Below are 22525 nucleotides of genomic sequence, written 5' to 3'. Positions count from 1 at the left end.
TCATAAACGTATGGACAGGCCATCGGCCAAGGATTGTCGATAGGCCCGCCACGCTGGCACGCTGCCCATCAGCAGCGCCGCCGCGAGGATACCGGCGAGCAAGCTCCATTCATACTCGCTGGGCCAGGCCATCGGCAGGTCCAGGCCGTAGTTGGCCTGCAGGTACCCGCGTGAAGCGGCGATGCACACGTACAGCAGACCCACGCCGGCGATCACACCGGACAGCGCCAGGGCAAAGGCTTCGAAGATCAGCAACGTCGCGATATGCCATGGGCGCGCGCCCACCGAACGCAGGATCGCCATTTCGCGACGGCGCTCGTTGAGGCTGGTGAGGATCGCGGTGAGCATGCCGATCAAACCGGTCAGCACCACGAACAGCGAGATCACGAACAGCGCTTTTTCCGCGGTGCCCATCATGCTCCACAGCTCTTGCAGCGCCACGCCGGGCAGGATCGCCAGCATCGGTTCGCCACGGAATTCATTGATCTCGCGTTGCAGGGCGAAGGTGGAGATCTTGTTGTTCAAACCGAGCATGAAGGCGGTGATCGCTTGCGGGGTCAGGTCCATGTTGCGCGCCTGATCGGCACTGATGCGGCCTTTGCCCTGGGCCGGCACGCCGTTGTGCCAGTCGATATGGATCGCCTCCATGCCGCCGAGGCTGATATGCAGTGTGCGGTCCACCGGGGTGCCGGTGCGCTTGAGGATGCCGACCACGGTGAACGGTTTGTCATCGTGCTTGACCAGGCTCACCACCGCCACGCCATGGGCCAGCACCAACTGATCGCCGAGCTTGTAGTGCAGCGCATCGGCCACTTCGGCGCCGAGTACCACTTCGAACGGATCGGTGGCGAAGGCGCGGCCGCTGGCCAGTTCGAGGTGTTGCTTGCGGCCGTACTGGTAGTGCTCGAAATAGGATTCGTTGGTGCCCATCACCCGGTAGCCGCGATGGGAGTCGCCGAGGGAGATCGGAATGGCCCATTTCACCTGCGGGTTGGCGGCGAAGTGTTCGTAGCTGTCCCAACGGATATTGTTGGTGGCGTTGCCGATGCGGAACACCGAATACAGCAGCAGGTTGACCGAGCCGGAGCGCGCGCCGACGATCAGGTCAGTGCCGCTGATGGTGCTGGCGAAACTGTTGCGCGCTTCAACGCGCACCCGCTCCACGGCCAGCAGCAGGCACACCGAGAGGGCGATGGCGAAGGCGGTGAGGATCGCGGTAAAGCGGCGGTTAGCCAGGCTGGCCATGGCTAGACGGAACAGATACATCTCAAACCTCTGCGGGCGTGGCGGCGCGATTGAGTTCGGCCAGCGACAGGTGACGGTCGAACAGCGGGGCCAGGCTCTGGTCATGGCTGACAAACAACAGGCTGGCGCCGGCCTCGCGGCATTCGGCGAACAGCAGTTGCAGGAAGGCTTCGCGGGCGTCGTAGTCCAGCGCCGAGGTGGGCTCGTCGGCGATCACCAGTTCCGGCTGGCCGATCAGCGCACGGGCGGCGGCCACCCGTTGTTGCTGGCCGATCGACAGCGAGTCGGCGCGGCGCTCCAGCAGGGCGCTGTCCTTCAACCCCAGGTGCGCCAGCAACGCCGCAGCGGCCTGGTCGACACTGCCGTGGCGCTGCTTGGCCCGCTGCGCGCGCAGCTTGGAAAAGTGGCACGGCAACTCGACGTTTTCGCGCACCGACAGGAACGGCAGCAGGTTGAACTGCTGGAAGATGTAGCCGGTGTGGTCGACGCGAAAACGGTCGCGGGCACTGGCCGAGAGTTCGGTCAGTTCCTGGCCGAGCAGACGGATGCTGCCCCGGCCGGGTGTCTGCACGCCGCCCAGCAGGCCGAGCAGGGTGGTCTTGCCACTGCCGCTGGGGCCCTTGAGAAACAGGGTCTCCCCCGGTTCCAGGCGGAACGCGGGGATGTCCAGCAACGGCGGGTGTCCGGGCCAGTTGAAACCCAGGTCGGACAGTTCGATCAATGCGTGGCTCATGGCTACTCAGAACTTCAGGGTGGCTGCTGTGACCGTCGCTTCCACACCTTGCTGGCCGCTCGGGCCGATCAGTTGTACCTGAATTTTCTGGGTGGCGGGGAAGGTCTTGAACACTTGGCTCAGGTCGAGGTTGCTCAAGGCCGTCGGCGTGGCGCAGGTGAATTGGTAGTGGGCGTGGATTTCGCTGTGGTCGTGATGATGCTCGTGGGCGGCCGCGCCTTTGCTGTCGGTGGCGTGGTCGTCATCGTCGTCATCATGCTCGGCTTCGGGCTTGTCGCCGAACAGCGGGCTGTTGAGTTCCTGGGTGCTGACCACGCAACCGGCGGCCTTGGGCAGATTGAACAGGACGGCTGGGTTTTCCAGCTGTTTGCGCACGGCGGCGACCTTGGCTTTGTCGGCGGCGCTGGTGGCCGGGTGTTCGAACCCCACCAGGTTCATCGCCGGGCTGTCCAGCTCAAGCTCCAGGGCCTGGCCGTCGAGCACCGCGTTGAGACGGCCGACCCCGTGTTCATGGGCTCCCAGGCTGGCATGCTCATGATCATGCTCGTCAGCGGCGTGGGCGATAGCCAGTGGCAGCAGGGCAAACGGCAAAGCAAGCAGCAGACGGCGCATGGGGAAGCTCCAGAACATGAAATTTATGTTATGTGATCTTATAACAATAGTATCGAGAGTTTGACCGTCCGCTTGGCGTTGCGCAAGCCGCATGGGAGCATGCCCGTCGGAAAAAATGCAGGAGTAGGGACGATGTTGCGGATTCGTGGAACTGTCGGCGACCTGCCGGTGGACTTGACCCTGGAGCTGGATGACGCTGATTGGGCACGCCTGCGCGCGCAGTTGCAGGCGACGCCGGTGGCCAGCGCCACCGCTGCGCCGGCCGTTGCGGTCAAGCAGAACGATGACCTGTGGCAGAACGCCCAGGACCTGTTGCGCGCCGCCGGCCAGCTCAACGGGCTGGAATTGCTCGATCAACTGGAAGGACTGGCCGGCGACGCCGCGGCGGGCAAGCGCCTGCTGGTGCGCCTGCGCCATTGCGGCCAGGTCAAGGTCAGCAGTGGCGGTGATACGCCGCTCTATACCTGGATTGACCCGTTGTAGGCGCGAGCTTGCTTGCGAAGAGCGTCAACCACAACGCGCCCATCCTGAATGAATGCGGTGTCCTTGAGTGTTTCGCGAGCAAGCTCGCTCCTACAGGGCGATTAGTACAGCGCGGCGAACAGCTTGCGGCGGTACGCGGTCACCAGCGGATGATCGTTGCCCAGCAGTTCGAACACCTGCAGCAAGGTCTTGTGCGGCAAGCCTTCGCTGTAGCTGCGGTTGCGGATGAACAGTTTGAGCAAGCCTTCCAGCGCGGCATCGTACTGCTGGCGCGCCAGTTGCTGAATGGCCAACTGATAGGCCGCTTCGTCGTCCTGCGGGTTTTGCGCCAGGCGGCTTTTCAGGTCGGCGGGGTCGGGCAGGTCGGCGGCCTGGCGCAGGAAGGTGATTTGCGCCTTGGCGCCAGCGAGGGCGGCCTTGTGCTCGTCGCTCTTGACGGCGTCGAGAACGGCCTGGGCTTCGCCCAATTCACCGCGTTCGGCCAGGCAGCGCGCGTACAGAATCAGCGCGCCGGCGTTGCTGTTGTCTTCGCCCAGCAGCGCGACCAGCACGGCTTCGGCTTCACTGATACGGCCCTCGGCAAACAGCGCCTGAGCCTGCTCCAGCGGGTCCGCCGCAGCCGGCGGCGGCATCTGCACGTGAGGTTCGAGCATCGCCCGCACCGCCGACTCCGGCTGCGCCCCGGCAAACCCGTCCACCGGTTGGCCGTCCTTGAACAGCACCACCGTCGGCAGGTTGCGAATACCAAAGCGCGCAACGATGTCCTGCTCGGCCTCGCAATCGACCTTGGCCAGCAGCAATTGGCCCTGATAACTCTCGGCGATCTGCGCCAGCATCGGCATTAACGCCTTGCACGGCGCGCACCACTCGGCCCAGAAGTCCACGAGCACGGGCTTTTCGAAGGAGTTCTGGATCACCGCCTGGTCGAACGTGGCGGTGGTGGCGTCGAAGATATACGGCGTGGGCTCACTCATGGGGCGTCTCGAATAAAGCGGGAATGGGGCAACTATAAGGGCTGGCGCCGCGAATGGTACAGGCTCACCTTGCGAAACTCCCAAGGCTCGGCCAAGTCCGGCAATGTCAGGGCATCGAGTATCGCCAGGCGCTGATAATCCGGATGCTGAAAGTCCCGCACCCGCGAGTCCGCCACCAGTGCTTCACGCCCGCGCGTGAGGAACTGGTCGAGCAGCGGCAGGTTGGCGCGGTCGTAGAGCACGTCGGCCACCAGGATCAGGTCGAAGCGGTCGGCCTCGGCGAAAAAATCCGTCGAATAGCCCAGTTCAACCCCGTTGAGTTCGGCATTCGCACGGCAGGACGCCAATGCCAGTGGGTCCAGGTCGCAGGCCACCACTTCCAGCGCGCCGGCCTTGACCGCGGCAATCCCGGCGACGCCGGAGCCGGCGCCGAAATCCAGCACGCGCTTGCCCGCGACCCATTCCGGGTTCGCCGCCAGGTAGCGTGCGAGTGCCAGGCCGCTGGCCCAGCAAAAACTCCAGTAGGGCGGCTCATGCAGGATGCGCCGGGTTTCTTCGGGGCTGAAGGCGCGGTCCATGTTGTCGGCGTCGAGCAGCCACAACGCCAGGTCGGTGCCCGGCAGCGGGCAGGGCACCAGCTGTGCGTCGCCGATCAGGGCGCTCAGCGCCCGTTGCAGGTCGAGCGGTGGCGTCATGGTGCCTTGACGAGTTGCAGGGGGCCGGTGGTCTGGGTGATGGCCTGGGTGATGCGTACTGCGGGCAGGTGCAGGATCAGTTGGCCGGACTGGCTGGCGCGCCCGCGCAGTTCGACCCGCGCACCGGCCGGGAACGCGTCGGGGCTGAAGCGCAGGCGGAAGGCCAGGGGCTTGCCGTTGCCGCTCAGCACGCTGCTGGCGAGCAGTTGTTGCGGGCGGCTGCGGTCGTCGATCACCAACAGCGCCATTTCGACTTCGGCGCCGGCGGGCACGTTGGTCAGGCTGCCGTTGATCTCACGCTGGTAGGCCGGCAGCGGGCCGAGGTCTTCGATGCCGGGGACTTTTTTCTCTTGCGCCGGCTGAGGCTGCGGCGTCGAAGGTTTTGGGGCTTCGCTGCTGCAGGCGACCAGAAAACCGAACAAGGTGAGTAAAACGAGTGGTCGTAACTGCATGTACGGCTCCAGAAAGGACAAAATCCGTGGCTTAAAAAACAGGAAACATAATCGTCAGCCTATATACCGTAAAGGCTATGGCTTGTCTTGCCACGGGGATGCGCTACCATGGCCCTCCCTTTTTTTGTTGCCTGCCACCATGCACTGTCCCTTCTGCGGTGCCAACGACACCAAGGTCATTGACTCGCGTCTGGTCGCCGAGGGCGATCAAGTGCGTCGCCGGCGCGAATGCCTGGCCTGCGGTGAACGTTTCACCACCTTCGAAACCGCCGAACTGGTATTGCCGCGCCTGATCAAATCCGACGGCAGCCGCCAGCCTTTCGACGAAGACAAATTACGCGCCGGTATGCAGCGCGCCCTGGAAAAACGCCCGGTGAGTGTCGAGCGGCTGGAGGCGGCGCTGGCGCATATCAAGCACAAGTTGCGCGCGACCGGCGAGCGCGAGGTCAAGTCCCTGGTGGTTGGAGAGCTGGTGATGGGCGAGCTGCAAAAGCTCGACGAAGTCGCCTATATCCGTTTCGCTTCGGTGTATCGACGTTTCCAGGACCTCAATGAGTTCCGCGAAGAGATCGACCGCCTGGCCCGTGAGCCGATCAAAAAATGAACCCACCGTCTGCTGAACAGGCCATCCTCGACGCCCATTACATGGCCCGCGCCCTCGAACTGGCGCGCAACGGCCTGTACACCACCCATCCCAACCCGCGTGTGGGTTGCGTGATTGTGCGCGATGGGCAGATCGTCGGCGAAGGTTGGCATGTACGTACCGGCGAGCCCCATGCGGAAGTGCATGCCTTGCGCGCGGCCGCTGACAAAGCCCGCGGCGCCACGGCCTACGTCACCCTGGAACCCTGCAGCCATTACGGCCATACCCCGCCGTGCGCCGATGCGCTGGTGAGTGCCGGGGTGGCGCGGGTGGTCGCGGCGATGCAGGACCCCAACCCGGACGTCGCCGGGCGCGGTATGCAGCGTTTGGCCCAGGCCGGCATCGAAGTGCGCAGTGGTGTGCTCGAAGTGGAAGCGCGGGCGCTCAATAAAGGTTTCCTCAAGCGCATGGAACACGGCCTGCCGTTTGTGCGGGTCAAGCTGGCGATGAGCCTGGACGGCCGCACCGCGATGGCTAGCGGTGAGAGCCAATGGATCACCGGCCCCGCCGCCCGCGCCGCCGTGCAGCGCCTGCGCGCCGAGGCCAGCGTAGTGCTGACCGGCGCCGACACCGTGCTGGCCGATGGTGCGCGCCTGACCGTGCGCGCCGCCGAACTCGGCCTGGACGCAGAAACCACCGCGTTGGCCATGTCGCGTCCGCCGCTGCGCGTATTGATCGACGGCCGCTTGCGGGTGCCGCTCAATGCGCCGTTCTTCAAGGCCGGCCCGGCGCTGGTCATCACCTGTGTCACTGCGGAAAACCAGTTCCCCCGCGGCCCCGAGTGCCTGGTGGTGCCCGGTGTCGATGGCCAGGTCGACCTGCGCTCGGCGCTGGTGGCGTTGGCGGCCCGTGGCGTCAACGACGTGCTGGTGGAAGCCGGGCCAAGCCTGGCGGGCGCGTTCGCCCAGCAGGGCCTGGTGGACGAATACGTGATTTTCGTCGCCGGCAAGTTCCTCGGCTCCGCAGCCCGGCCTTTGCTGGACTGGCCGCTTGAGAAACTGGCCGACGCGCCCCAACTCAAGATCACTGAAATGCGCGCTGTGGGCGATGACTGGCGAGTCACTGCCATCCCTGTGCCAGCAGCGAGCGTATAATTCTGACCGGGTGCTCAAACGCCCGCACCGTTTTCCAGGAGAAGGCCATGTTCACCGGCATTATCGAATCCATCGGCAGTATCCGTGCCATGACCCCCAAGGGCGGCGACGTGCGCCTGCTGGTTGACACTGGCAAGCTCGACCTGGGCGACGTCAAGCTGGGCGACAGCATCGCCGTCAGCGGCGTGTGCCTGACCGTCGTCGACTTGCCGGGCAACGGCTTTGCCGCCGATGTCAGCCGGGAAACCCTGGACTGCACGGCGATGAGCGACCTCAAGGCCGGCAGCCCGGTCAACCTGGAAAAAGCCCTGACCCCAACCACGCGCCTGGGCGGTCATCTGGTCAGCGGCCATGTCGACGGCGTCGGCGAAGTAGTGGCGCGCAGCGAAAACGCCCGCGCCGTGGAGTTCCGCATCCGCGCGCCCAAGGAGTTGGCCAAATACATCGCCCACAAAGGCTCGATCACCGTCGATGGCACCAGCCTGACCGTGAACGCCGTGGATGGCGCCGAATTCGCACTGACCATCATTCCCCACACCCTGAGCGAAACCATCATGGCGTCGTACCAGCCAGGTCGCCGGGTGAACCTGGAAGTCGACTTGCTTGCCCGTTACCTGGAGCGCCTGCTTATGGGCGATAAGGCCGCAGAGTCTGACTCTCGACAAAAGCCTGCCAGTAACATCACCGAAAGTTTTCTGGCCGCTAACGGCTACCTGAAATCCTGACCAAGGGGGTGCCCTGTGGCGCTCAATAGCATCGAAGAACTGGTTGAAGATATCCGCCAAGGCAAGATGGTCATCCTGATGGATGACGAAGACCGTGAGAACGAAGGCGACATCATCATGGCCGCCGAGGCGTGCAAGCCGGAGCACATCAACTTCATGGCCAAGCACGCCCGTGGGTTGATCTGCATGCCCATGAGCCGCGAACGCTGCGAGTTGCTCAAGCTGCCGCTGATGGCGCCGCGCAACGGTTCCGGGTTCGGCACCAAGTTCACCGTATCGATCGAGGCCACCACCGGCGTGACCACCGGGATCTCCGCCGCCGACCGTGCGCGCACCGTGCAAGCGGCCGCCGCGAAAGACGCCAAGGCCGAAGACATCGTCAGCCCGGGCCACATCTTCCCGCTGATGGCCCAGCCGGGCGGCACCCTGGCCCGCGCCGGCCACACCGAAGCCGCCTGCGACCTGGCGCGCATGGCCGGTTTCGAGCCGAGCGGGGTGATCTGCGAAGTGATGAACGACGACGGCACCATGGCCCGTCGTAGCGAACTCGAAACCTTTGCCGCCCAACACAACCTCAAGATCGGCACGATTGCCGACCTGATTCACTACCGGATGATCCACGAACGTACCGTTCAGCGGATTGCCGAGCAGCCGCTGGACAGCGAACTGGGCCAATTCAACCTGGTGACCTACCGTGATTCGGTGGAAGGCGACGTTCACATGGCGCTGACCCTGGGCACCATCTGCGCCGACGAACCGACCCTGGTGCGCGTGCATAACATGGACCCGCTGCGCGACCTGTTGATGGTCAAGCAACCCGGGCGCTGGAGCCTGCGCGCCGCGATGGCCGCGGTGTCCGAGGCCGGCAGCGGGGTGGTGTTGCTGTTGGGCAACCCGGTGGATGGCGACGTCTTGCTCGCGCATATTCGTGAGTCCGCCGAGCAAACCCAGGTCAAAACGCCGACCACCTACAGCATCGTCGGCGCCGGTTCGCAGATCCTGCGCGACCTTGGCGTGCGCAAAATGCGCCTGATGAGCGCACCGATGAAATTTAATGCGATATCCGGTTTCGACCTGGAAGTTGTAGAATACGTGCCCTCCGAATAAAGGCTGGCGATTGTTGCCCCTTGTTCGCGGTTAAATCATCACTGAGGGACGCACTTTTCGCGTCCCGGCTCTTTAAGAGATTTGTCGAATGACCCTGAAGACCATCGAAGGTACCTTCATCGCCCCCAAAGGCCGCTATGCCCTGGTGGTTGGCCGCTTCAACAGCTTCGTGGTTGAAAGCCTGGTAAGCGGTGCCGTGGACGCCCTGGTTCGCCACGGTGTGAGCGAGAGCGACATCACCATCATCCGTGCCCCTGGCGCCTTCGAAATTCCACTGGTTGCGCAAAAAGTTGCGCAACGGGGTGAATACGCGGCGATCGTCGCCCTGGGCGCGGTCATTCGTGGCGGTACGCCGCACTTCGAATACGTGGCTGGCGAATGCACCAAGGGCCTGGCCCAGGTGTCCATGGAGTTCGGCGTACCGGTTGCATTCGGCGTGCTGACCGTGGATTCGATCGAACAAGCCATCGAACGTTCCGGCACCAAGGCCGGTAACAAAGGTGCTGAAGCTGCCCTGTCCGCCCTGGAAATGGTCAGCCTGCTGGCGCAGTTGGAGGCCAAGTGATTTCCGACGAGAGCGATCGTTTCAACCCGCGCGACCCACGCCCAGCCGACGCTGGCAAGCCGTCCAAGAGCGTCAAGCGTCGCGAAGCGCGTCAGCTTGCGACCCAGGCGCTGTATCAGTGGCACATGGCGAAAACCTCGCTGAACGAAATCGAAGCGCAATTTCGCGTCGACAACGATTTCAGCGACGTCGATGCCAGCTACTTCCACGACATCCTGCACGGCGTCCCGGCCAATAAGACCGAGATCGACATCGCGCTGGCACCGTGCCTGGACCTGACCCTCGACGAGCTGGACCCGGTTGAACTGGCCGTACTGCGCCTGTCCACCTGGGAACTGCTCAAGCGCGTCGACGTGCCGTACCGTGTGGTGATCAACGAAGGCATCGAACTGGCGAAAGTCTACGGTTCGACCGACGGTCACAAGTTCGTCAACGGCGTGCTCGACAAGCTGGCCCCGCGCCTGCGCGAAGCCGAAGTGAAGGAACACAAGCGCTGATCCGCGCTTGAGTTCCCGATGGGCGAGTTTGAGCTGATCCGCAAATACTTCGCCGCCGCGCCTTGTGCGCAGGGCGGCGAGGGCATTGCCCTGGGGATCGGCGATGACTGCGCCTTGCTGGCGCTCCCCGCCGGGGAGCAGTTGGCAATCTCCACCGATACCTTGGTGGCCGGCGTGCATTTCGCCGACCCCTGTGATCCGTTCCTGCTCGGCCAGCGCTCGCTGGCCGTGGCGGTGAGCGATCTGGCCGCCATGGGCGCCGACCCCATCGCGTTTACCCTGGCCCTCACAACCCCCACCGTCGATGCCGATTGGCTGCAACGCTATGCCCAGGGTTTGAACGCCATGGCGCAGAGCTGCCGCGTGGGCTTGGTCGGCGGCGACACCACGCGCGGGCCGCTGAGCCTGACCATGACCGTGTTCGGCCGTGTACCGGCCGGGCAAGCGTTGACCCGCAGCGGTGCGCGGCCGGGTGACTTGCTGTGTGTGGGCGGGGAATTGGGCAACGCGGCGGGAGCGCTGCCGTTGGTGCTGGGCCAGCGCAGCGCCGAGGCCGGCATCGCCGACCCGCTGCTGGCGCATTACTGGTCGCCGCAACCGCAGTTGGCCCTGGGCGTTGCCCTTCGGGGCAAGGCGACGTCCGCGATGGATATTTCCGACGGGCTCCTGGCCGATTGTGGGCATATCGCTAAGGCATCGGCTGTCAGCCTGCTGGTCGAGCGCCAGCGACTGCCGTTATCCAAAGCCTTGCTCGCATTTGTCGGCGATGACGCGGCGCGGGTGGCGGCCTTGAGTGGCGGCGACGACTATGTGTTGGTGTTCACCCTGCCACCGGCCGCGCTGGCACCGTTGCTGGCGGGCGGCTGGCCGGTGCATGTGATCGGCCGGGTCGAGGCGGGGCAGGGGGTGACGCTGCTCGACGCGAACGGGCGCGACATCACCCCGGCCGTTCGCGGTTATCAACATTTTCGCGAGACGCCCTGAGTCAGCATTCAGACCTGCATAGAACCGAGACGAAGGCCAATCGAGCCGATTGATCTTTATCAACGATAATTCAGCTTAAGCGTCTGTAGGAACGTGCTGTTACAATGCCCGCCTCTGTGAAATCTGAAATCAGGAGCACACGGTGCCCGTCGTTTTCGTCGCTGCTTCCAAGCTGCCTACCCCTTTTGCCATGTTCACCATGCATGGCTTCCTCGAAGAAGCCAACGGGCGCGAGCACGTCGTGCTCAGCCTGGGCGATATCGCCGATGGCGCGCCGGTACTGGGCCGCATCCACTCCGAGTGCCTGACCGGCGACGCGCTGTTCAGCCAGCGCTGCGACTGTGGTTCGCAACTGGAAGCGGCGATGCGCGCCATTGCCCATGAAGGCCGCGGCATCTTGCTGTACTTGCGCCAGGAAGGTCGTGGCATTGGCCTGCTGAATAAAATCCGCGCCTACGAGTTGCAGGACGGCGGCGCCGACACCGTTGAAGCCAACGAGCGCCTGGGCTTTGCCGCCGACCAGCGTGATTACGGCATCTGCCTGCCGATGCTGGAGCACCTGGGCGTGAAATCCCTGCGCCTGATGACCAACAACCCGCGCAAGGTCAAAGCCTTGACCGAGATGGGTATCACCGTCGCCGAGCGCGTGCCGCTGCACACCGGGCACAACCCGCACAACAAGCTCTACCTGGCGACCAAAGCCAGCAAGCTCGACCACATGATGGGCAACGAACACCAGGGCGAGGTCGACCGCGCGTGACTCGAGGCCAGGTGAAACGGCGACTGTCCTTCAATTGGTGGCAGTACCTGGCGCTGGCGTTGCTGCCATTGTTCGTGATCAACCTGGTGTTCGCTCAGGCCGAACCGCTGTTGCCGGTGCTGGCCATGCCGTTCTTCATTGCCGGCGTGGCCTCGATGTTTCTCAGCCTGCGCTATTTTCATGGCTATAAACATGCGTTGATCGCCACCTCTAAAGCCCTCGATACCGCAGAAGAGCCGGCGGCCTGGATCACCCTCGCCGCCCGTCGGCGCACGGCGTTGCTGATTGCCTCCGTGCCCGCCTGGATCGGTGCGCTGGCGGTATTCGTCGGCCTGGAAGCGGTGCCGTTGTTCCTGCTGGCATTGTCGACCCTGGTGTTGTTTTACCTCTACCGCATCCCGCGTCAATTGGGATGAAGCCTCGCTGGCTGGCGCTCCTGCTGCTGGCGTTCGCTGCCCAGGCCCTGGCGGTCGAGCGGGTGGTCAGCCTGGCGCCGTCGCTGTCGGAAATCATGGTTGAACTGGGCGCTGCCGACCTGTTGGTGGGCGTGCTCGACGGCGGCGAACGGCCAGCGGCGCTGGCGAAGGTCGCGTCGGTCGGGCGCTATGGGCAATTGAACATCGAGCGCTTGCTCAGCCTCAAGCCCGACCTGATCCTGCTCTGGCCCGGCAGCATCGGCCCGGCCCAGCGTGAACAGTTGCAGCGCTTGAATATCCCGGTCTACGTCGCCGAACCCCATAGCCTCGAACAACTGACCCAGCAGGTCGAGGCCATTGCCGAGCAACTGGGGCGCGCCGACGCCGGCCGGCAATTGTCTGCGCAGTTGCGCCAACGCCTGGCCGGGTTGCGCCAGCGCTATCAGCGTGCCGAACCCCTGCGGGTGTTTTACCAAGTGTGGAGCCCGCCTTTGTACACCGTGGGCGGTGGGCAGATCATCAGCGATGCGCTGAGTGTGTGCGGCGCGCGCAATGTGTTCGACGACCTCACGCTGCCCGCGCCGCAGGTCAGCGTCGAGGCGGTGCTGCAGCGCAACCCCGAGGTGATTCTGGCGGCGGATCAACCGCAGTTGGATGCCTGGAAAGCCTGGCCGCAGCTGGCGGCGGTGGCACAGGGGCGGTTGTTGTTGGTGCCGGACAAGGGTCTGGAACGGCCGAGCGGGCAGATGTTGGAAGCCTTGGCGCGGTTGTGTCAGGTGATTGCGCCGAACCGCTGACGCAATCGCAGACACGCCGACGTTTCTATCAGAGCGTCGGCGTCCAGGTCACGCCAACCCTCCACACCCGACCTTCTTCCCGATAGTCCTGATTGTTCAGGAACGCCGGATCGTCATAGCTGTAACGTGCGCGAGCGTAAGTCTTGTCCAGCACGTTATCGACTTTCAGCGACAGCGCCACTTCCCGGCTGAGCGCCCAACTGCTGCGCAGCCCGAGCAAGGCATAACCGCCCAGGCGATTGCGATTGGCTTCGTCGTCGTAGCTGCTGCTGATCGCCTGCCAGCTCGCACCGACGCCGAGTTGATCGAATTGCCGATCCAGGTCCAGGTTCAGGGTGCGCCGCGCACGGCGGGCGAGGGTGTGGCCGCTGTCGCGGTCGCGCGGGTCGATCAGCGAAACGCCCAGGTTGCCCTGCCAGCCGAACAGCTCGTGCTTGAGCGCGGCTTCAAAACCATTGATCCGCGCCGAGGCTACGTTCTGCGGTTTGCCGCCGTCGAGGATGATCGCGTCGCTCAAGTCGGTGCGGTACAGCGAGGTTTCCAGGCGCGTGTGGTCGCCGAGCTGGCTGCGCCATTGTAGCTCGTAACTCTTCGACGTCTCGGGCTGAAGATTCGGGTTGCTGTACTGCGTGTCCGGGTAATAGAGGTCATTGAAGGTCGGCGCGCGGAAGCCTTCGCTGTAGCTGAGCAGCACATCGTTGTCGGGGTTGATCGGCACGGTGAGGGTGCCGCTCCAGCTGTTCTGGCTGCCAAACTGTTGGTTCTGGTCATGGCGCAGGCCCAGTTCGGTGGAAAACCATTCGCTGCGGAAACGATGCTGGACAAAGGCGGCGCGGTTCCAGCGGCTGTTTTCGGTAAACGTGGTGGAGCCGTGGAAGCGGTCTTCGTACCAGTCGCCGCCGAGGATCAGGCTGTTGCGCTCATTCAGCGTCAGGTCGTTCTGCCAGTTGAGCGAGTCGCGGTAGGTGTTGAACACGCTGAAGTCATCGCTGAGCGTATCGCGTTTGGTATCGCGGTTCTCGCTGTGGCCCAGTTCCAGGCGCGATTGCCAGCGTTCGCTGAGGCGGGCGTCGGCATAGCCGCTGGCGCTGCTCACGGCGTAGTCGGTGTAGGGTTTCTGGCCGACGCTCTGGCCGGTGGCGACGTCGTAGCGGCCGAAGCTGTTGTCGTACTCCGACTTGCCGCGGCTATCCAACAGGTTGAAACCGGCTTCCAACGCGTCACTGAAACTGTGGCTGAGGTTCAGGCTGACGGACTGGTTGCGGTAGGCATCATGGTCGCCATCGCTGGGAAACGAGGTGTGTGTCGAGTTGATGCCGGCGCTTTCATCCAGGCTCGCGCCCAGGTTGAAGCGCGTGTGTTCGTCGCCGCCGGACAGCCCGAGGCTACGCTCCCAGCTCTGGTGGCTGCCGAAGCCCAACCGCAGGCGCGGTTGCAGGCCCTGTTCGGCGTTGCGCCGGGTAAACACCTGGATCACCCCGCCAATCGCATCGCTGCCGTAGATCACCGAGCGCGAGCCGCGCAGCACTTCGACGCGCTCGATCTGGTCCACATTCAGGTATTGCAGGCCGCTGTCGCCGGAGGTGGTGTTGGCGATGCGCTGGCCGTCCACCAGCACCAGGCTTTGCGCGGACTTGGTGCCGCGCAGGTAGATGCCCGGCAAACTGCCACGGCCGCCGGTGGGCGCCACTTGCACGCCGGGCACGCGGCTGAGCAGGTCGGTCAGGCTGGTGGGTTGCAGGCGGTCGATGTCGTCGCGGGTGAAGACGGTGTTGGCGGCGCTACTGTCGTTGCGCGCCTGGACCTGGCGGTTGGCGCTGATGACCACGTCGGGGAGTTTCAGCGCGGCGTCGCGGGTGTCGGCGAGCAGGTCGTGGGCTGGCAGAAGCAGCAAGGGCAGGGCAAGGCGCAGGTGATTCATAGAGCGGTCCATAGCTTTTTGTAGGAGCGAGCTTGCTCGCGAAAAACCTGAGGACACCGCGTGCATACAGAGTGCACGCGTCATCGTTGACGTTTTTCGCGAGCAAGCTCGCTCCTACAGAAGTCTCGGGGGGTTATAAACCCAGGAGTGTCATGCGTTCGCGGACCGACGCCTCGATACCCGCCTCGTCGAGCCCGCACTCGGCGAGCATCTGCGCCGGCTTGGCGTGTTCGACGTACACATCCGGCAAGCCCAGGTGTAGCACCGACTTGAGGATGTTCTCGCGCGCCAGGAACTCGCTGACCGCCGCACCGGCACCGCCCATGATGGCGTTTTCTTCGACCGTCACCAGCAGTTCATGGCCGGCGGCGATCTCGCGCACCAGTGCTTCATCCAGCGGTTTGACGAAACGCATGTCGACCACGGTGGCGTCGATCTTCTCGGCGACTTTCAGGGCTTCGGCCAGTTGCACGCCGAACACCAGGAATGCGGTCTTGCTGCCTTGGCGTCGCACAACGCCCTTGCCGATTTCGATCGGCGCCAGGTCTTTTTCGATCACCGCGTTCGGGCCGGTGCCGCGCGGGTAGCGCACGGCGGCCGGGCCGTTGTAGAGGTGGCCGGTGCTGAGCATCTTGCGCAGTTCGTTTTCGTCGCTCGGCGTCATCACCAGCATGCCGGGGATGCAACGCAGGTAGGACAGGTCGAAGCTGCCGGCGTGGGTCGGGCCGTCTTCGCCGACCAGGCCGGCGCGGTCGATGGCGAACAGCACGTCGAGGTGCTGCACCGCGACGTCATGCACCAACTGGTCATAAGCGCGCTGCAGGAAGGTGGAGTAGATCGCCACCACCGGCTTGGCGCCTTCGCAGGCCATGCCTGCGGCGAATGTCACTGCGTGCTGCTCAGCGATGGCGACGTCGAAGTAGCGCAGCGGGAAACGCTCGCTGAACGCCACCAGGTCGGAACCTTCCTTCATCGCCGGGGTAATTCCCACCAGGCGCGGGTCGGCGGCGGCCATGTCGCACAGCCATTCGCCGAACACACCGGAGTACTTTGGCCCGCTGGCTTTTTTCGGCGCGGCGGCGGGGGCGTCCAGGGGGTCGAGCTTGGTGATCGCGTGGTAACCGATCGGGTCGACTTCCGCCGGGGCGAAGCCTTTGCCTTTCTTGGTGACGATGTGCAGGAACTGCGGGCCTTTGAGGTCACGCATGTTGCGCAGCGTGGCGATCAGGGTTGGCAGGTCGTGGCCGTCGATGGGGCCGATGTAGTTCCAGCCCAGCTCTTCGAACAGCGTGCCGGGCACCAGCATGCCTTTGGCATATTCTTCGGTGCGGCGGGCAATTTCCCACGCGCCGGGCAAGCGCGACAGCACTTTTTTACTGCCTTCGCGCATGCTGGCGTAGGTCCGGCTGGAAAGGATCTTCGCCAGGTAGTTGGACAGGCCGCCGACATTGCGCGAGATCGACATGTCGTTGTCGTTGAGGATCACCAGCATGTTGGCGTCCACTTCCGGCGCATGGTTCAGCGCTTCGAAAGCCATGCCGGCGGTCAGCGCGCCGTCACCGATCACCGCAATCGCCTTGCGATCGCTGCCTTGCAGGCGCGAGGCAATCGCCATGCCCAGCGCGGCACTGATCGAGGTGCTGGAGTGGCCGACGCCAAAGGTGTCGTACTCGCTCTCCGAGCGACGCGGGAAGGCGGCGATGCCGTCCTTCTGGCGCAGGGTGCTCATGCGCTCGCGACGGCCGGTGAGGATTTTATGCGGATACGCCTGATGGCCTACGTCCCACACCAGCCGGTCGTCCGGGGTGTCGAACACGTAATGCAGCGCGATGGTCAGCTCGATGACGCCCAGGCCGGCACCGAAATGCCCACCGGTCTGGCCGACCGTGTAGAGCAATTCCAGGCGCAATTCATCGGCCAGGGTTACCAGCTCGGCTTCACCCAGACGACGCAGGCCGTCCGGCGTGACAGCACGGTCGAGCAGAGGCGTGGACGGGCGTTTGCGGGGAATCTCTTGAAACGTCGTGGGCATCAGGCGAATCGTTATAGGTATAGAAGAGGCGGCAGTTTACCTCAAGCATCGCAAACTGCCCACGCAGAGCACCGAACTTGACCGATATGTGGCTGTAATGGCCGCGGTTATCAGTGACGACGTTCGACGATGTACCGCGCCAGGTCTCGCAGGGGCTCGGCTGCTGCGTCGAAAGGTCGCAGGGCGGCCAGGGCCTGGTCGCGCAGTTCCAGGGCATAAGCCTTGGCGGCATCCAGCCCGAGCAGCGCAGGATAAGTCGGTTTGTCCCGTGCGATATCGGCGCCCTGGCGTTTGCCCAGGGTGGCGGTGTCACTTTCTACGTCGAGAATGTCGTCCTGCACCTGGAACGCCAGGCCGATAGCCCCGGAGTAAACCTGCAAGGCCGCCAATTGCGCGGCTTCGGCACGCCCACTGGCCAAGGCGCCCAGGTGGACGGCGGCTTCGATCAGGGCGCCGGTCTTGTGCCGATGCATGTGTTCGAGGGCCTGTTGATCGAGCTTCTGGCCCACCGAGCCGAGATCGATGGCCTGGCCACCGACCATCCCGGCGGGGCCTGCGGCGACCGCCAGGGTGGTGACCATGCGCAAGCGGATCTCGGCATTCACGCTGCTCAAACTCGGGTCGAGCAATGCGCTGAACGCCAGGCTTTGCAGGCCATCGCCGGCGAGGATCGCGCAGGCTTCGTCAAAGGCTTTATGGGTGGTCGGCTGGCCGCGACGCAGGTCATCGTCGTCCATCGCCGGCAAATCGTCATGCACCAGGGAATAGGCGTGAATCAACTCCACCGCGCAGGCCGCGCCGTTGGCTTGTTCGGCAGGCGCGCCGAGGGCTTCGCAGGCCGCATAGGCCAGCAACGGGCGCACCCGCTTGCCGCCATTCATCACGCTGTAGCGCATGGCCTCGTAGAGCCGTTTCATTTCCGGGCTTGGCGCAACAAACAAGGGCTCCAGCGCCGCATTGACCCGGGCTTGGCTACTGGCCTGATACGCGTCGATCATTCGGGCTGTTCCGCATCGAAAGGTTCTTCGGCCAACTCCCCGTCGCGTTCGAGCAACACCTGGACCTTCTGCTCCGCCTGCGCTAACGCGCTCTGGCAGTCGCGGGTCAGGCCGATGCCTTGTTCAAACGCCGTCAGCGAGTCTTCCAGCGACAACTCGCCGTTCTCCAGACGCTCGACCAGGGTTTGCAGGTCGGCGAGGGATTGTTCGAAATCGAGTGCAACTTTTTTGCGGGCCATGGCGGCTATTCCGGTAGACGGTAAACCGGCGCGACACTAGCAGACATGGGGGATGGGGGCAAATGAACGGGGCGACTGAGCCGATTGCGCGGTCGCCTGTTACTGCGCCGCCGCGGCGCGCAAATAGTTATACACACTGGCCCGGGAAATCTTGAAGTAGTCGCCGACGTAGTCGACAAAGTTACGCACATCCAGCAGGCCGTGCTCCCGCGCCTGCACCAGCACCTGGATGATTTCGCTACGGCCGAAATCGGCGGGTTTCAAATGATTTTCGGCGGCGAGGGTTTCGATGATCTCATTGAGTTTTTCCCGCCAGTCGCCGCTGAACAGCGATTCTGGGCGCCCCTGGGACTGCTGGCCTACGGCAAAGCCGTTGATCAGTTTCTGCACTTGGGCCAGGGCGGTCACATCGAAGTTCAGGCACAGCAAGGCGCAGGGTTCACCGTTGGCGGCACGGGCGACGAGGGAGATCGAACGTAACTGACGGCTGTTGATCCCGGTCTTTTCATACGGCCCGACGGTGTCGGGTCCGGCAGCCAACTCAGCCAGGTCAGTGATCAGCGATTCATCCCCGACCTGACGTCGGGAAAAGCCATTGGCGATGTGGGCAATGCGCCCGGTGTGCAGGTCGTGTACCACGGCTTCCAGGTCCGGATAGAGCAGGGCGGCGATGCCGTCGGCGGTTGCCTTGATGAATGCGATATCGACCATGGGTTAACCGGGCACAGGAAAAAGGAACGGTGATTGTACGCAGGCGTCCGAACAGTTGTCAGTCCACGGCTTGCATGCGCTGCACCGCGAGGGTCGCCAGTGCGATGTCCTGAGCGGCCAGGCCGGTCAGGTCGGCGATGGTCAGGTCATCGTCGCGGAAACGCCCGCGTGCCTTACCGGCCAGCACATGGCCGAGGGAAACGTCGGCCTGGTCGCTGATCAAATGGGCCCGTACTGCGTGGCTCATTTCGCCATGGTCCAGGCATTGTGCCCGGTCATCGGTCATGAGCACCCGTGCCCTCTGCAGCAGCAACGGGTCCAGTTCCTGTTTGCCTGGGCTGTCTGCGCCCAGGGCGACAATATGAGTGCCTTTACGCACCACGTCGGCCGGTACGATTGCCTGGGTCGACGGCGTGCAGGTAATCACCAGATTGCACTGTGCGAAAACAGCCTCAACGCTGTCGGCTGCTTGGGCTTTCAACCCAGCTTGCTGCAGCGCGTTGGCGAGGTGTTGTGCCCGCTCGGGAGCGCGTCCCCAGATCACCACACGCTCGATTCCGAGCAGTTCGCAGGCCCAGCGCGCCTGCAGTTGCGCCTGATGTCCGCTGCCGAGAATGCCTAGCGCGCTCACCCGTGCGGGCGCCCCGGCCCGTGCGGCCAAGGCACCGGCGGCGGCAGTGCGGCAACTGGTCAGCCAGCCTTCGTCGTTGAGGATGGCGCGGGTCTTGCCGGTGTGAGAATCGAACACCAGCACCAGGCCATTATTGGTCTCCAGGCCGCGGGAAGGATTCTCATAAAAGCCCATGGCCAGCTTGACCACAAACACCGAACCGTCTTTCGCGTAGCCGGACTTGATATGACAGTCCCCCGGCGGGTTTTCAAACAACAACACCCCCGGCGGCGGGGCCACGATGCGGCCGTCGGCGTGACTGATCAATGCCTGTTCCACCGCGTGCAGCATGTCTTGGCGCGACAGCGCGGCGCGCAATGCACTGAGTTCGTAAACCGCCAGTGGCACCGCGCTCATCACGCACGCTCCTGCGGGGGAAAGCAGGTTTTAAGCTTGAAGTCCGAGAGTGTGGTCATGGCGCGCTCCTGAATATCAACGGGACGAAAGCGCGACACTAACCTGATTTGTATTTATTGTCTAATTTGTACTTATCGTACAATTCTGGTTTGAGTGTTTAAGCATCGCGTCAAACTCGACCAGCCCGGCCTGCATCTTCTGCAGTGCCGCCATCTGCAGCGCCAGCTCCTCCTGCTTGCGGGCAATCGCCTGGCTCGCGCGCTCCCAGGGCAGCGCGTCGCCCTGGTGCCCGTGCAAAATGGCCTGTAGCTCCTTGAGCTTGAAACCCAGTTGCTGAGCACACTTGATCAACATCAGCAGCTCGACACTCTGCGCCGAATAGACCCGATACCGCCCCGCTCTCTGCGGGCTGGGAAGCAGGCCGATCGCTTCATAGTGACGAATCGCCTTGATGGTCGTGCCCGACAGTTGCGCCGCTTTGCCGATGAACATGAAAACGCCCTTTTCCAAATAATCCGCCGGCCCGCGTCAGCCAACGAGCGCGTTGCGCGGGCGTGGAACCCAGCACCGGCCCGAGCAACAAGGTCTTGGTCACCGTTATGCCGCAAAACGCCAGCGTCGTCTTGCGCATCTGATGAATGCCCGGCATGCGGTAGAACCAGCGGTAATACCATGGCGGCGTATCGAGCGTCACCAGCAAGTGTGCGGTTCGGCCATGCAGCAGCTTGTCGGGAAATGCCTTGCCTGCACGGTACTTGAAGGCGAAGCCGGGTAGGAAAACTCTATCGATAAAGCCCTTCATCAACGCCGGAATACCACCCCACCAAATCGGCAAGACAAACGCCAAATGGGTGGCCCACAGGATATCTGCCTGGGCACCGAGCAAATCGGCTTCCAGGGCTTGAATGTCGGTGTAACCGTGATGCAGCACCGGGTCGAAAGTCAGCGTGCCCAGCCGTAGGACGCGTACTTCATGGTCGGCGTTTTTGGCCGATTGGATGTAGGTGTCCGCCAGTGCCGAACAGAAACTGGTGCTGGAGGGATGGCCGAGGATGACCAGAATGCGCTGAGCCATGGGGATGAGTCCTGAAACGGGGTTGCAGGGTAGGGGCTGCCGTATAGGGGAGAGTCAAGGGCAATAGCACGATGCGGCTTGCCCCACGTTTTGCCCCGTTACTCATAAAACCCCGGTCTCAAGTGCTTGAGATTCGTCACCGATGAACAGCGGCTGGAACGTTTTGCTTGGCACGTAGCCGGTTATTTTTTTTGTCATGTGTAAGGTTTTGAGGCGCATGTTCGGTGATGTGCATATTGATGTCGTTGGCGGCCTGCCGGCTTTTGCTACCAACGCTCTGGATCAAGTGCCCCGTGGTCTGCCGGCCCTCCTGCCGGGCGACAATCTCGATCAAGCAGTGGCGAAGTGCCAGGTCTCAGCAAACCTGTTCAATGCAATGCATGCGTTCCATCCCCTCGTGACGTGTGCGAATACTTTACCTGTATAAGTCTACATTCTAGACCTGTCGTCTATTGCTACATATCGTGTGGCTGTCGTTTAAACAAATTGGGTATACGCAAGGAAGTACGCATGACTATGGCAGAAGCAGTGTCGACAGGGGCATTGGTAGTGTTGGGGAGCATCCTGCTGGTGCTCCTGCTGCAATACTTGAGGCTGCGTGAACTCTGGAAAATGGCGCTTACCTGCCGCCGGAACGCGCGCTGGGGGCGGATCTATGAGGCTGAGAACCGGGAGTTGCGTTCTGCGCTGCGCGCTGAGAAGGCGCATATCAAGCAGTTGCAGACGAAGGTGGGGATTTTGCAGGGGGTGATTGCGCAGGAAGAGTAGCCTGGGAACGTCTTAGCCGGACCGCCGCTAATTGGATCTTGCAGTGTACTGCCGATCAACTTGACACCGATGATGGCAAAATGCAACTTGTCCACCTGAAGCGTAGTACACCTGGATACATTATTAAGGGACGATATGAGTAAGGCTCAGGATTTCTCCAAGCTGTATGCGCGTGTGGCGAGTGATATCGCCACTGCACTGGAAGACGTTTCCAGGCTTGATGTCAGTAACGACAAGGGCAATGCCCACCTCGCCAGCGTTAAAGAAAAACTCGGCGAAATGAAGTTGCGGTTCGACTCCGAGATTACCTATCTCGAGAAACATGCCGAGTGGGACAACTTCACCATCGCCTTCTTCGGCGAAACAAACGCTGGGAAAAGCACGATCATTGAAAGCCTGCGCATTCTGTTTGAAGAAAAGAAACGCCAGGCGCTGATCAAAAGAAACCAGGCCACCGTCAGTGATATCCAGGCGGTGTTCTCGGAGAAAAGCGACGCGCTTATTGACGAACTCAGTACGCGTTATGTCAGCTTCTGCGAAGACGTTGCCGCGCTGGGGGACGACATTGGCGCCCTGGTCAACCAGACCCAGCGCGACCTGTTAAGCACCCGCCAGCAACTCGAGCATACCCAGCAGGATTACACCTTCTGCAAAGAGCGGCTTAATCATGCCCAGAGCGATTTGGATAACACGCGCCAAGCGCTGCAAGGCACCGAAACGCGCCTGAGTGAAAGCCAGAGCATGCTGGGCCAGGTCCGGGGTGAACTGCAACAGGTTGGTCAGCAGTTACAAGGCGCACGCAGCGACTGCCATGCGCAATGTGGTTGAGCATTCTGGCTCGGAGTTCATCGAATATTGTGGCCAGTATTGGCCAAGCCAGAACATGGTGGAGGTGGCGATCCTTGATGTAGGGCATGGTGTCCGTTTCGGTTTGCGAAACAACCCGTACCTAAACATTGCCAGCGACCGTGA

Annotated in this window: 27 protein-coding genes and 1 pseudogene; 13 read left to right on the top strand and 15 right to left on the bottom strand. The window is 63.0% G+C overall.

Features of this window, described 5'->3' with window-relative positions; translation table 11 throughout:
- Genes RGV59_RS02235 through RGV59_RS02225 form a run of 3 tightly spaced genes read right to left on the bottom strand, consistent with a single transcriptional unit; the run spans position 1 to position 2590 of the window.
- Positions 1–1266: an ABC transporter permease gene (locus RGV59_RS02235; RefSeq protein WP_046482553.1), complete on the bottom strand. Its 1266-nt coding sequence runs from the start codon at positions 1264–1266 to the stop codon at positions 1–3.
- A gap of 1 nt (position 1267) precedes the next feature.
- The gene (locus tag RGV59_RS02230) at positions 1268–1978 is read right to left on the bottom strand and encodes an ABC transporter ATP-binding protein (RefSeq protein ID WP_046381886.1); all 711 of its coding nucleotides are present in this window, start codon (positions 1976–1978) and stop codon (positions 1268–1270) included.
- 6 nt (positions 1979–1984) lie between these two features.
- On the bottom strand, positions 1985–2590 hold the full coding sequence (locus RGV59_RS02225) for a DUF2796 domain-containing protein (RefSeq protein WP_102617002.1): 606 nt from the start codon (positions 2588–2590) through the stop codon (positions 1985–1987).
- A 132-nt stretch (positions 2591–2722) separates the two neighbouring features.
- Here RGV59_RS02225 and RGV59_RS02220 point away from each other — a divergent pair, with 132 nt between their 5' ends.
- Positions 2723–3073, top strand: a complete 351-nt coding sequence (locus RGV59_RS02220) for a hypothetical protein (protein ID WP_322246857.1) — start codon at positions 2723–2725, stop codon at positions 3071–3073.
- A gap of 101 nt (positions 3074–3174) precedes the next feature.
- On the opposite strand, the gene trxA is transcribed toward RGV59_RS02220, so the two are convergent.
- Genes trxA through RGV59_RS02205 form a run of 3 tightly spaced genes read right to left on the bottom strand, consistent with a single transcriptional unit; the run spans position 3175 to position 5194 of the window.
- Positions 3175–4047 carry a thioredoxin gene (trxA, locus tag RGV59_RS02215; RefSeq protein WP_017849584.1) on the bottom strand — a complete coding sequence of 291 codons (873 nt, stop codon included), beginning with the start codon at positions 4045–4047 and terminating at the stop codon, positions 3175–3177.
- 32 nt (positions 4048–4079) lie between these two features.
- Positions 4080–4742, bottom strand: a complete 663-nt coding sequence (locus tag RGV59_RS02210) for a class I SAM-dependent methyltransferase (RefSeq protein ID WP_201021593.1) — start codon at positions 4740–4742, stop codon at positions 4080–4082.
- On the bottom strand, positions 4739–5194 hold the full coding sequence (locus tag RGV59_RS02205; protein WP_017849582.1) for a YbaY family lipoprotein: 456 nt from the start codon (positions 5192–5194) through the stop codon (positions 4739–4741). The genes RGV59_RS02210 and RGV59_RS02205 overlap by 4 nt, the downstream gene beginning before the upstream one ends.
- Before the next feature lie 139 nt (positions 5195–5333).
- Here RGV59_RS02205 and nrdR point away from each other — a divergent pair, with 139 nt between their 5' ends.
- The 10 genes from nrdR to RGV59_RS02155 all read left to right on the top strand — a co-directional run bounded on the left by nrdR (position 5334) and on the right by RGV59_RS02155 (position 12782).
- Positions 5334–5798: a transcriptional regulator NrdR gene (nrdR, locus tag RGV59_RS02200; protein WP_026140361.1), complete on the top strand. Its 465-nt coding sequence runs from the start codon at positions 5334–5336 to the stop codon at positions 5796–5798.
- On the top strand, positions 5795–6931 hold the full coding sequence (gene ribD, locus RGV59_RS02195; RefSeq protein ID WP_046381891.1) for a bifunctional diaminohydroxyphosphoribosylaminopyrimidine deaminase/5-amino-6-(5-phosphoribosylamino)uracil reductase RibD: 1137 nt from the start codon (positions 5795–5797) through the stop codon (positions 6929–6931). The genes nrdR and ribD overlap by 4 nt, the downstream gene beginning before the upstream one ends.
- A gap of 47 nt (positions 6932–6978) precedes the next feature.
- The gene (locus RGV59_RS02190; protein ID WP_017849579.1) at positions 6979–7656 is read left to right on the top strand and encodes a riboflavin synthase; all 678 of its coding nucleotides are present in this window, start codon (positions 6979–6981) and stop codon (positions 7654–7656) included.
- A gap of 15 nt (positions 7657–7671) precedes the next feature.
- The gene (gene ribBA / locus RGV59_RS02185; protein ID WP_046381892.1) at positions 7672–8763 is read left to right on the top strand and encodes a bifunctional 3,4-dihydroxy-2-butanone-4-phosphate synthase/GTP cyclohydrolase II; all 1092 of its coding nucleotides are present in this window, start codon (positions 7672–7674) and stop codon (positions 8761–8763) included.
- Positions 8764–8851: 88 nt separating this feature from the next.
- Positions 8852–9328: a 6,7-dimethyl-8-ribityllumazine synthase gene (gene ribE, locus RGV59_RS02180; protein WP_017849577.1), complete on the top strand. Its 477-nt coding sequence runs from the start codon at positions 8852–8854 to the stop codon at positions 9326–9328.
- Positions 9325–9825, top strand: coding sequence for a transcription antitermination factor NusB (gene nusB / locus RGV59_RS02175; RefSeq protein ID WP_017849576.1), 501 nt, complete (start codon positions 9325–9327; stop codon positions 9823–9825). Before ribE ends, nusB begins: the two co-directional genes overlap by 4 nt.
- Positions 9826–9843: 18 nt before the next feature.
- The gene (gene thiL, locus RGV59_RS02170) at positions 9844–10809 is read left to right on the top strand and encodes a thiamine-phosphate kinase (RefSeq protein WP_079444802.1); all 966 of its coding nucleotides are present in this window, start codon (positions 9844–9846) and stop codon (positions 10807–10809) included.
- Between the two features lie 142 nt (positions 10810–10951).
- Positions 10952–11569, top strand: a complete 618-nt coding sequence (gene ribA, locus RGV59_RS02165; RefSeq protein WP_017849574.1) for a GTP cyclohydrolase II — start codon at positions 10952–10954, stop codon at positions 11567–11569.
- The gene (locus tag RGV59_RS02160) at positions 11566–11985 is read left to right on the top strand and encodes a nuclear fragile X mental retardation-interacting protein 1 (RefSeq protein ID WP_026140360.1); all 420 of its coding nucleotides are present in this window, start codon (positions 11566–11568) and stop codon (positions 11983–11985) included. The genes ribA and RGV59_RS02160 overlap by 4 nt, the downstream gene beginning before the upstream one ends.
- A complete protein-coding gene (locus RGV59_RS02155) occupies positions 11982–12782 on the top strand; it encodes a cobalamin-binding protein (RefSeq protein ID WP_322246855.1) in 801 nt (266 codons plus the stop codon). Before RGV59_RS02160 ends, RGV59_RS02155 begins: the two co-directional genes overlap by 4 nt.
- Positions 12783–12810: 28 nt before the next feature.
- Here RGV59_RS02155 and RGV59_RS02150 read toward each other — a convergent pair whose 3' ends face one another.
- The 9 genes and pseudogenes from RGV59_RS02150 to RGV59_RS02105 form a co-directional block, all read right to left on the bottom strand.
- The gene (locus RGV59_RS02150; RefSeq protein WP_322246854.1) at positions 12811–14703 is read right to left on the bottom strand and encodes a TonB-dependent receptor domain-containing protein; all 1893 of its coding nucleotides are present in this window, start codon (positions 14701–14703) and stop codon (positions 12811–12813) included.
- A gap of 133 nt (positions 14704–14836) precedes the next feature.
- Positions 14837–16735, bottom strand: a complete 1899-nt coding sequence (gene dxs, locus RGV59_RS02140) for a 1-deoxy-D-xylulose-5-phosphate synthase (RefSeq protein ID WP_017849570.1) — start codon at positions 16733–16735, stop codon at positions 14837–14839.
- A gap of 110 nt (positions 16736–16845) precedes the next feature.
- Positions 16846–17733: a (2E,6E)-farnesyl diphosphate synthase gene (gene ispA / locus RGV59_RS02135; RefSeq protein ID WP_017849569.1), complete on the bottom strand. Its 888-nt coding sequence runs from the start codon at positions 17731–17733 to the stop codon at positions 16846–16848.
- Positions 17730–17972, bottom strand: coding sequence for an exodeoxyribonuclease VII small subunit (locus tag RGV59_RS02130; protein WP_003176346.1), 243 nt, complete (start codon positions 17970–17972; stop codon positions 17730–17732). The genes ispA and RGV59_RS02130 overlap by 4 nt, the downstream gene beginning before the upstream one ends.
- Positions 17973–18071: 99 nt before the next feature.
- Entirely contained in the window at positions 18072–18683 is a 612-nt protein-coding gene (locus RGV59_RS02125; protein WP_046482525.1) for a helix-turn-helix transcriptional regulator, read from the bottom strand.
- Between the two features lie 58 nt (positions 18684–18741).
- Positions 18742–19710: an ornithine cyclodeaminase gene (locus tag RGV59_RS02120; RefSeq protein ID WP_322246853.1), complete on the bottom strand. Its 969-nt coding sequence runs from the start codon at positions 19708–19710 to the stop codon at positions 18742–18744.
- 120 nt (positions 19711–19830) lie between these two features.
- Positions 19831–20202: a MerR family transcriptional regulator gene (locus tag RGV59_RS02115; RefSeq protein ID WP_026140359.1), complete on the bottom strand. Its 372-nt coding sequence runs from the start codon at positions 20200–20202 to the stop codon at positions 19831–19833.
- The gene (locus RGV59_RS02110) at positions 20141–20785 is read right to left on the bottom strand and encodes an NAD(P)H-dependent oxidoreductase (protein WP_104904372.1); all 645 of its coding nucleotides are present in this window, start codon (positions 20783–20785) and stop codon (positions 20141–20143) included. Before RGV59_RS02110 ends, RGV59_RS02115 begins: the two co-directional genes overlap by 62 nt.
- Positions 20786–20908: 123 nt before the next feature.
- Positions 20909–21137: pseudogene (locus RGV59_RS02105) on the bottom strand (WYL domain-containing protein); the annotation flags it as partial.
- A 158-nt stretch (positions 21138–21295) separates the two neighbouring features.
- Between RGV59_RS02105 and RGV59_RS02100 the strand changes: the two are divergent.
- Both RGV59_RS02100 and RGV59_RS02095 read left to right on the top strand, forming a co-directional pair.
- A complete protein-coding gene (locus tag RGV59_RS02100) occupies positions 21296–21553 on the top strand; it encodes a hypothetical protein (protein ID WP_017849563.1) in 258 nt (85 codons plus the stop codon).
- A 135-nt stretch (positions 21554–21688) separates the two neighbouring features.
- Entirely contained in the window at positions 21689–22381 is a 693-nt protein-coding gene (locus tag RGV59_RS02095) for a DUF745 domain-containing protein (RefSeq protein ID WP_126586813.1), read from the top strand.
- Positions 22382–22525: the final 144 nt, after the last annotated feature.

The organism is Pseudomonas sp. FG1 (assembly GCF_034313875.1).
GTDB lineage: Bacteria > Pseudomonadota > Gammaproteobacteria > Pseudomonadales > Pseudomonadaceae > Aquipseudomonas > Aquipseudomonas veronii.
The sequence above is the reverse complement of the archived record's forward strand: the minus strand, read 5'-3'. Positions and strand labels throughout refer to the sequence as shown.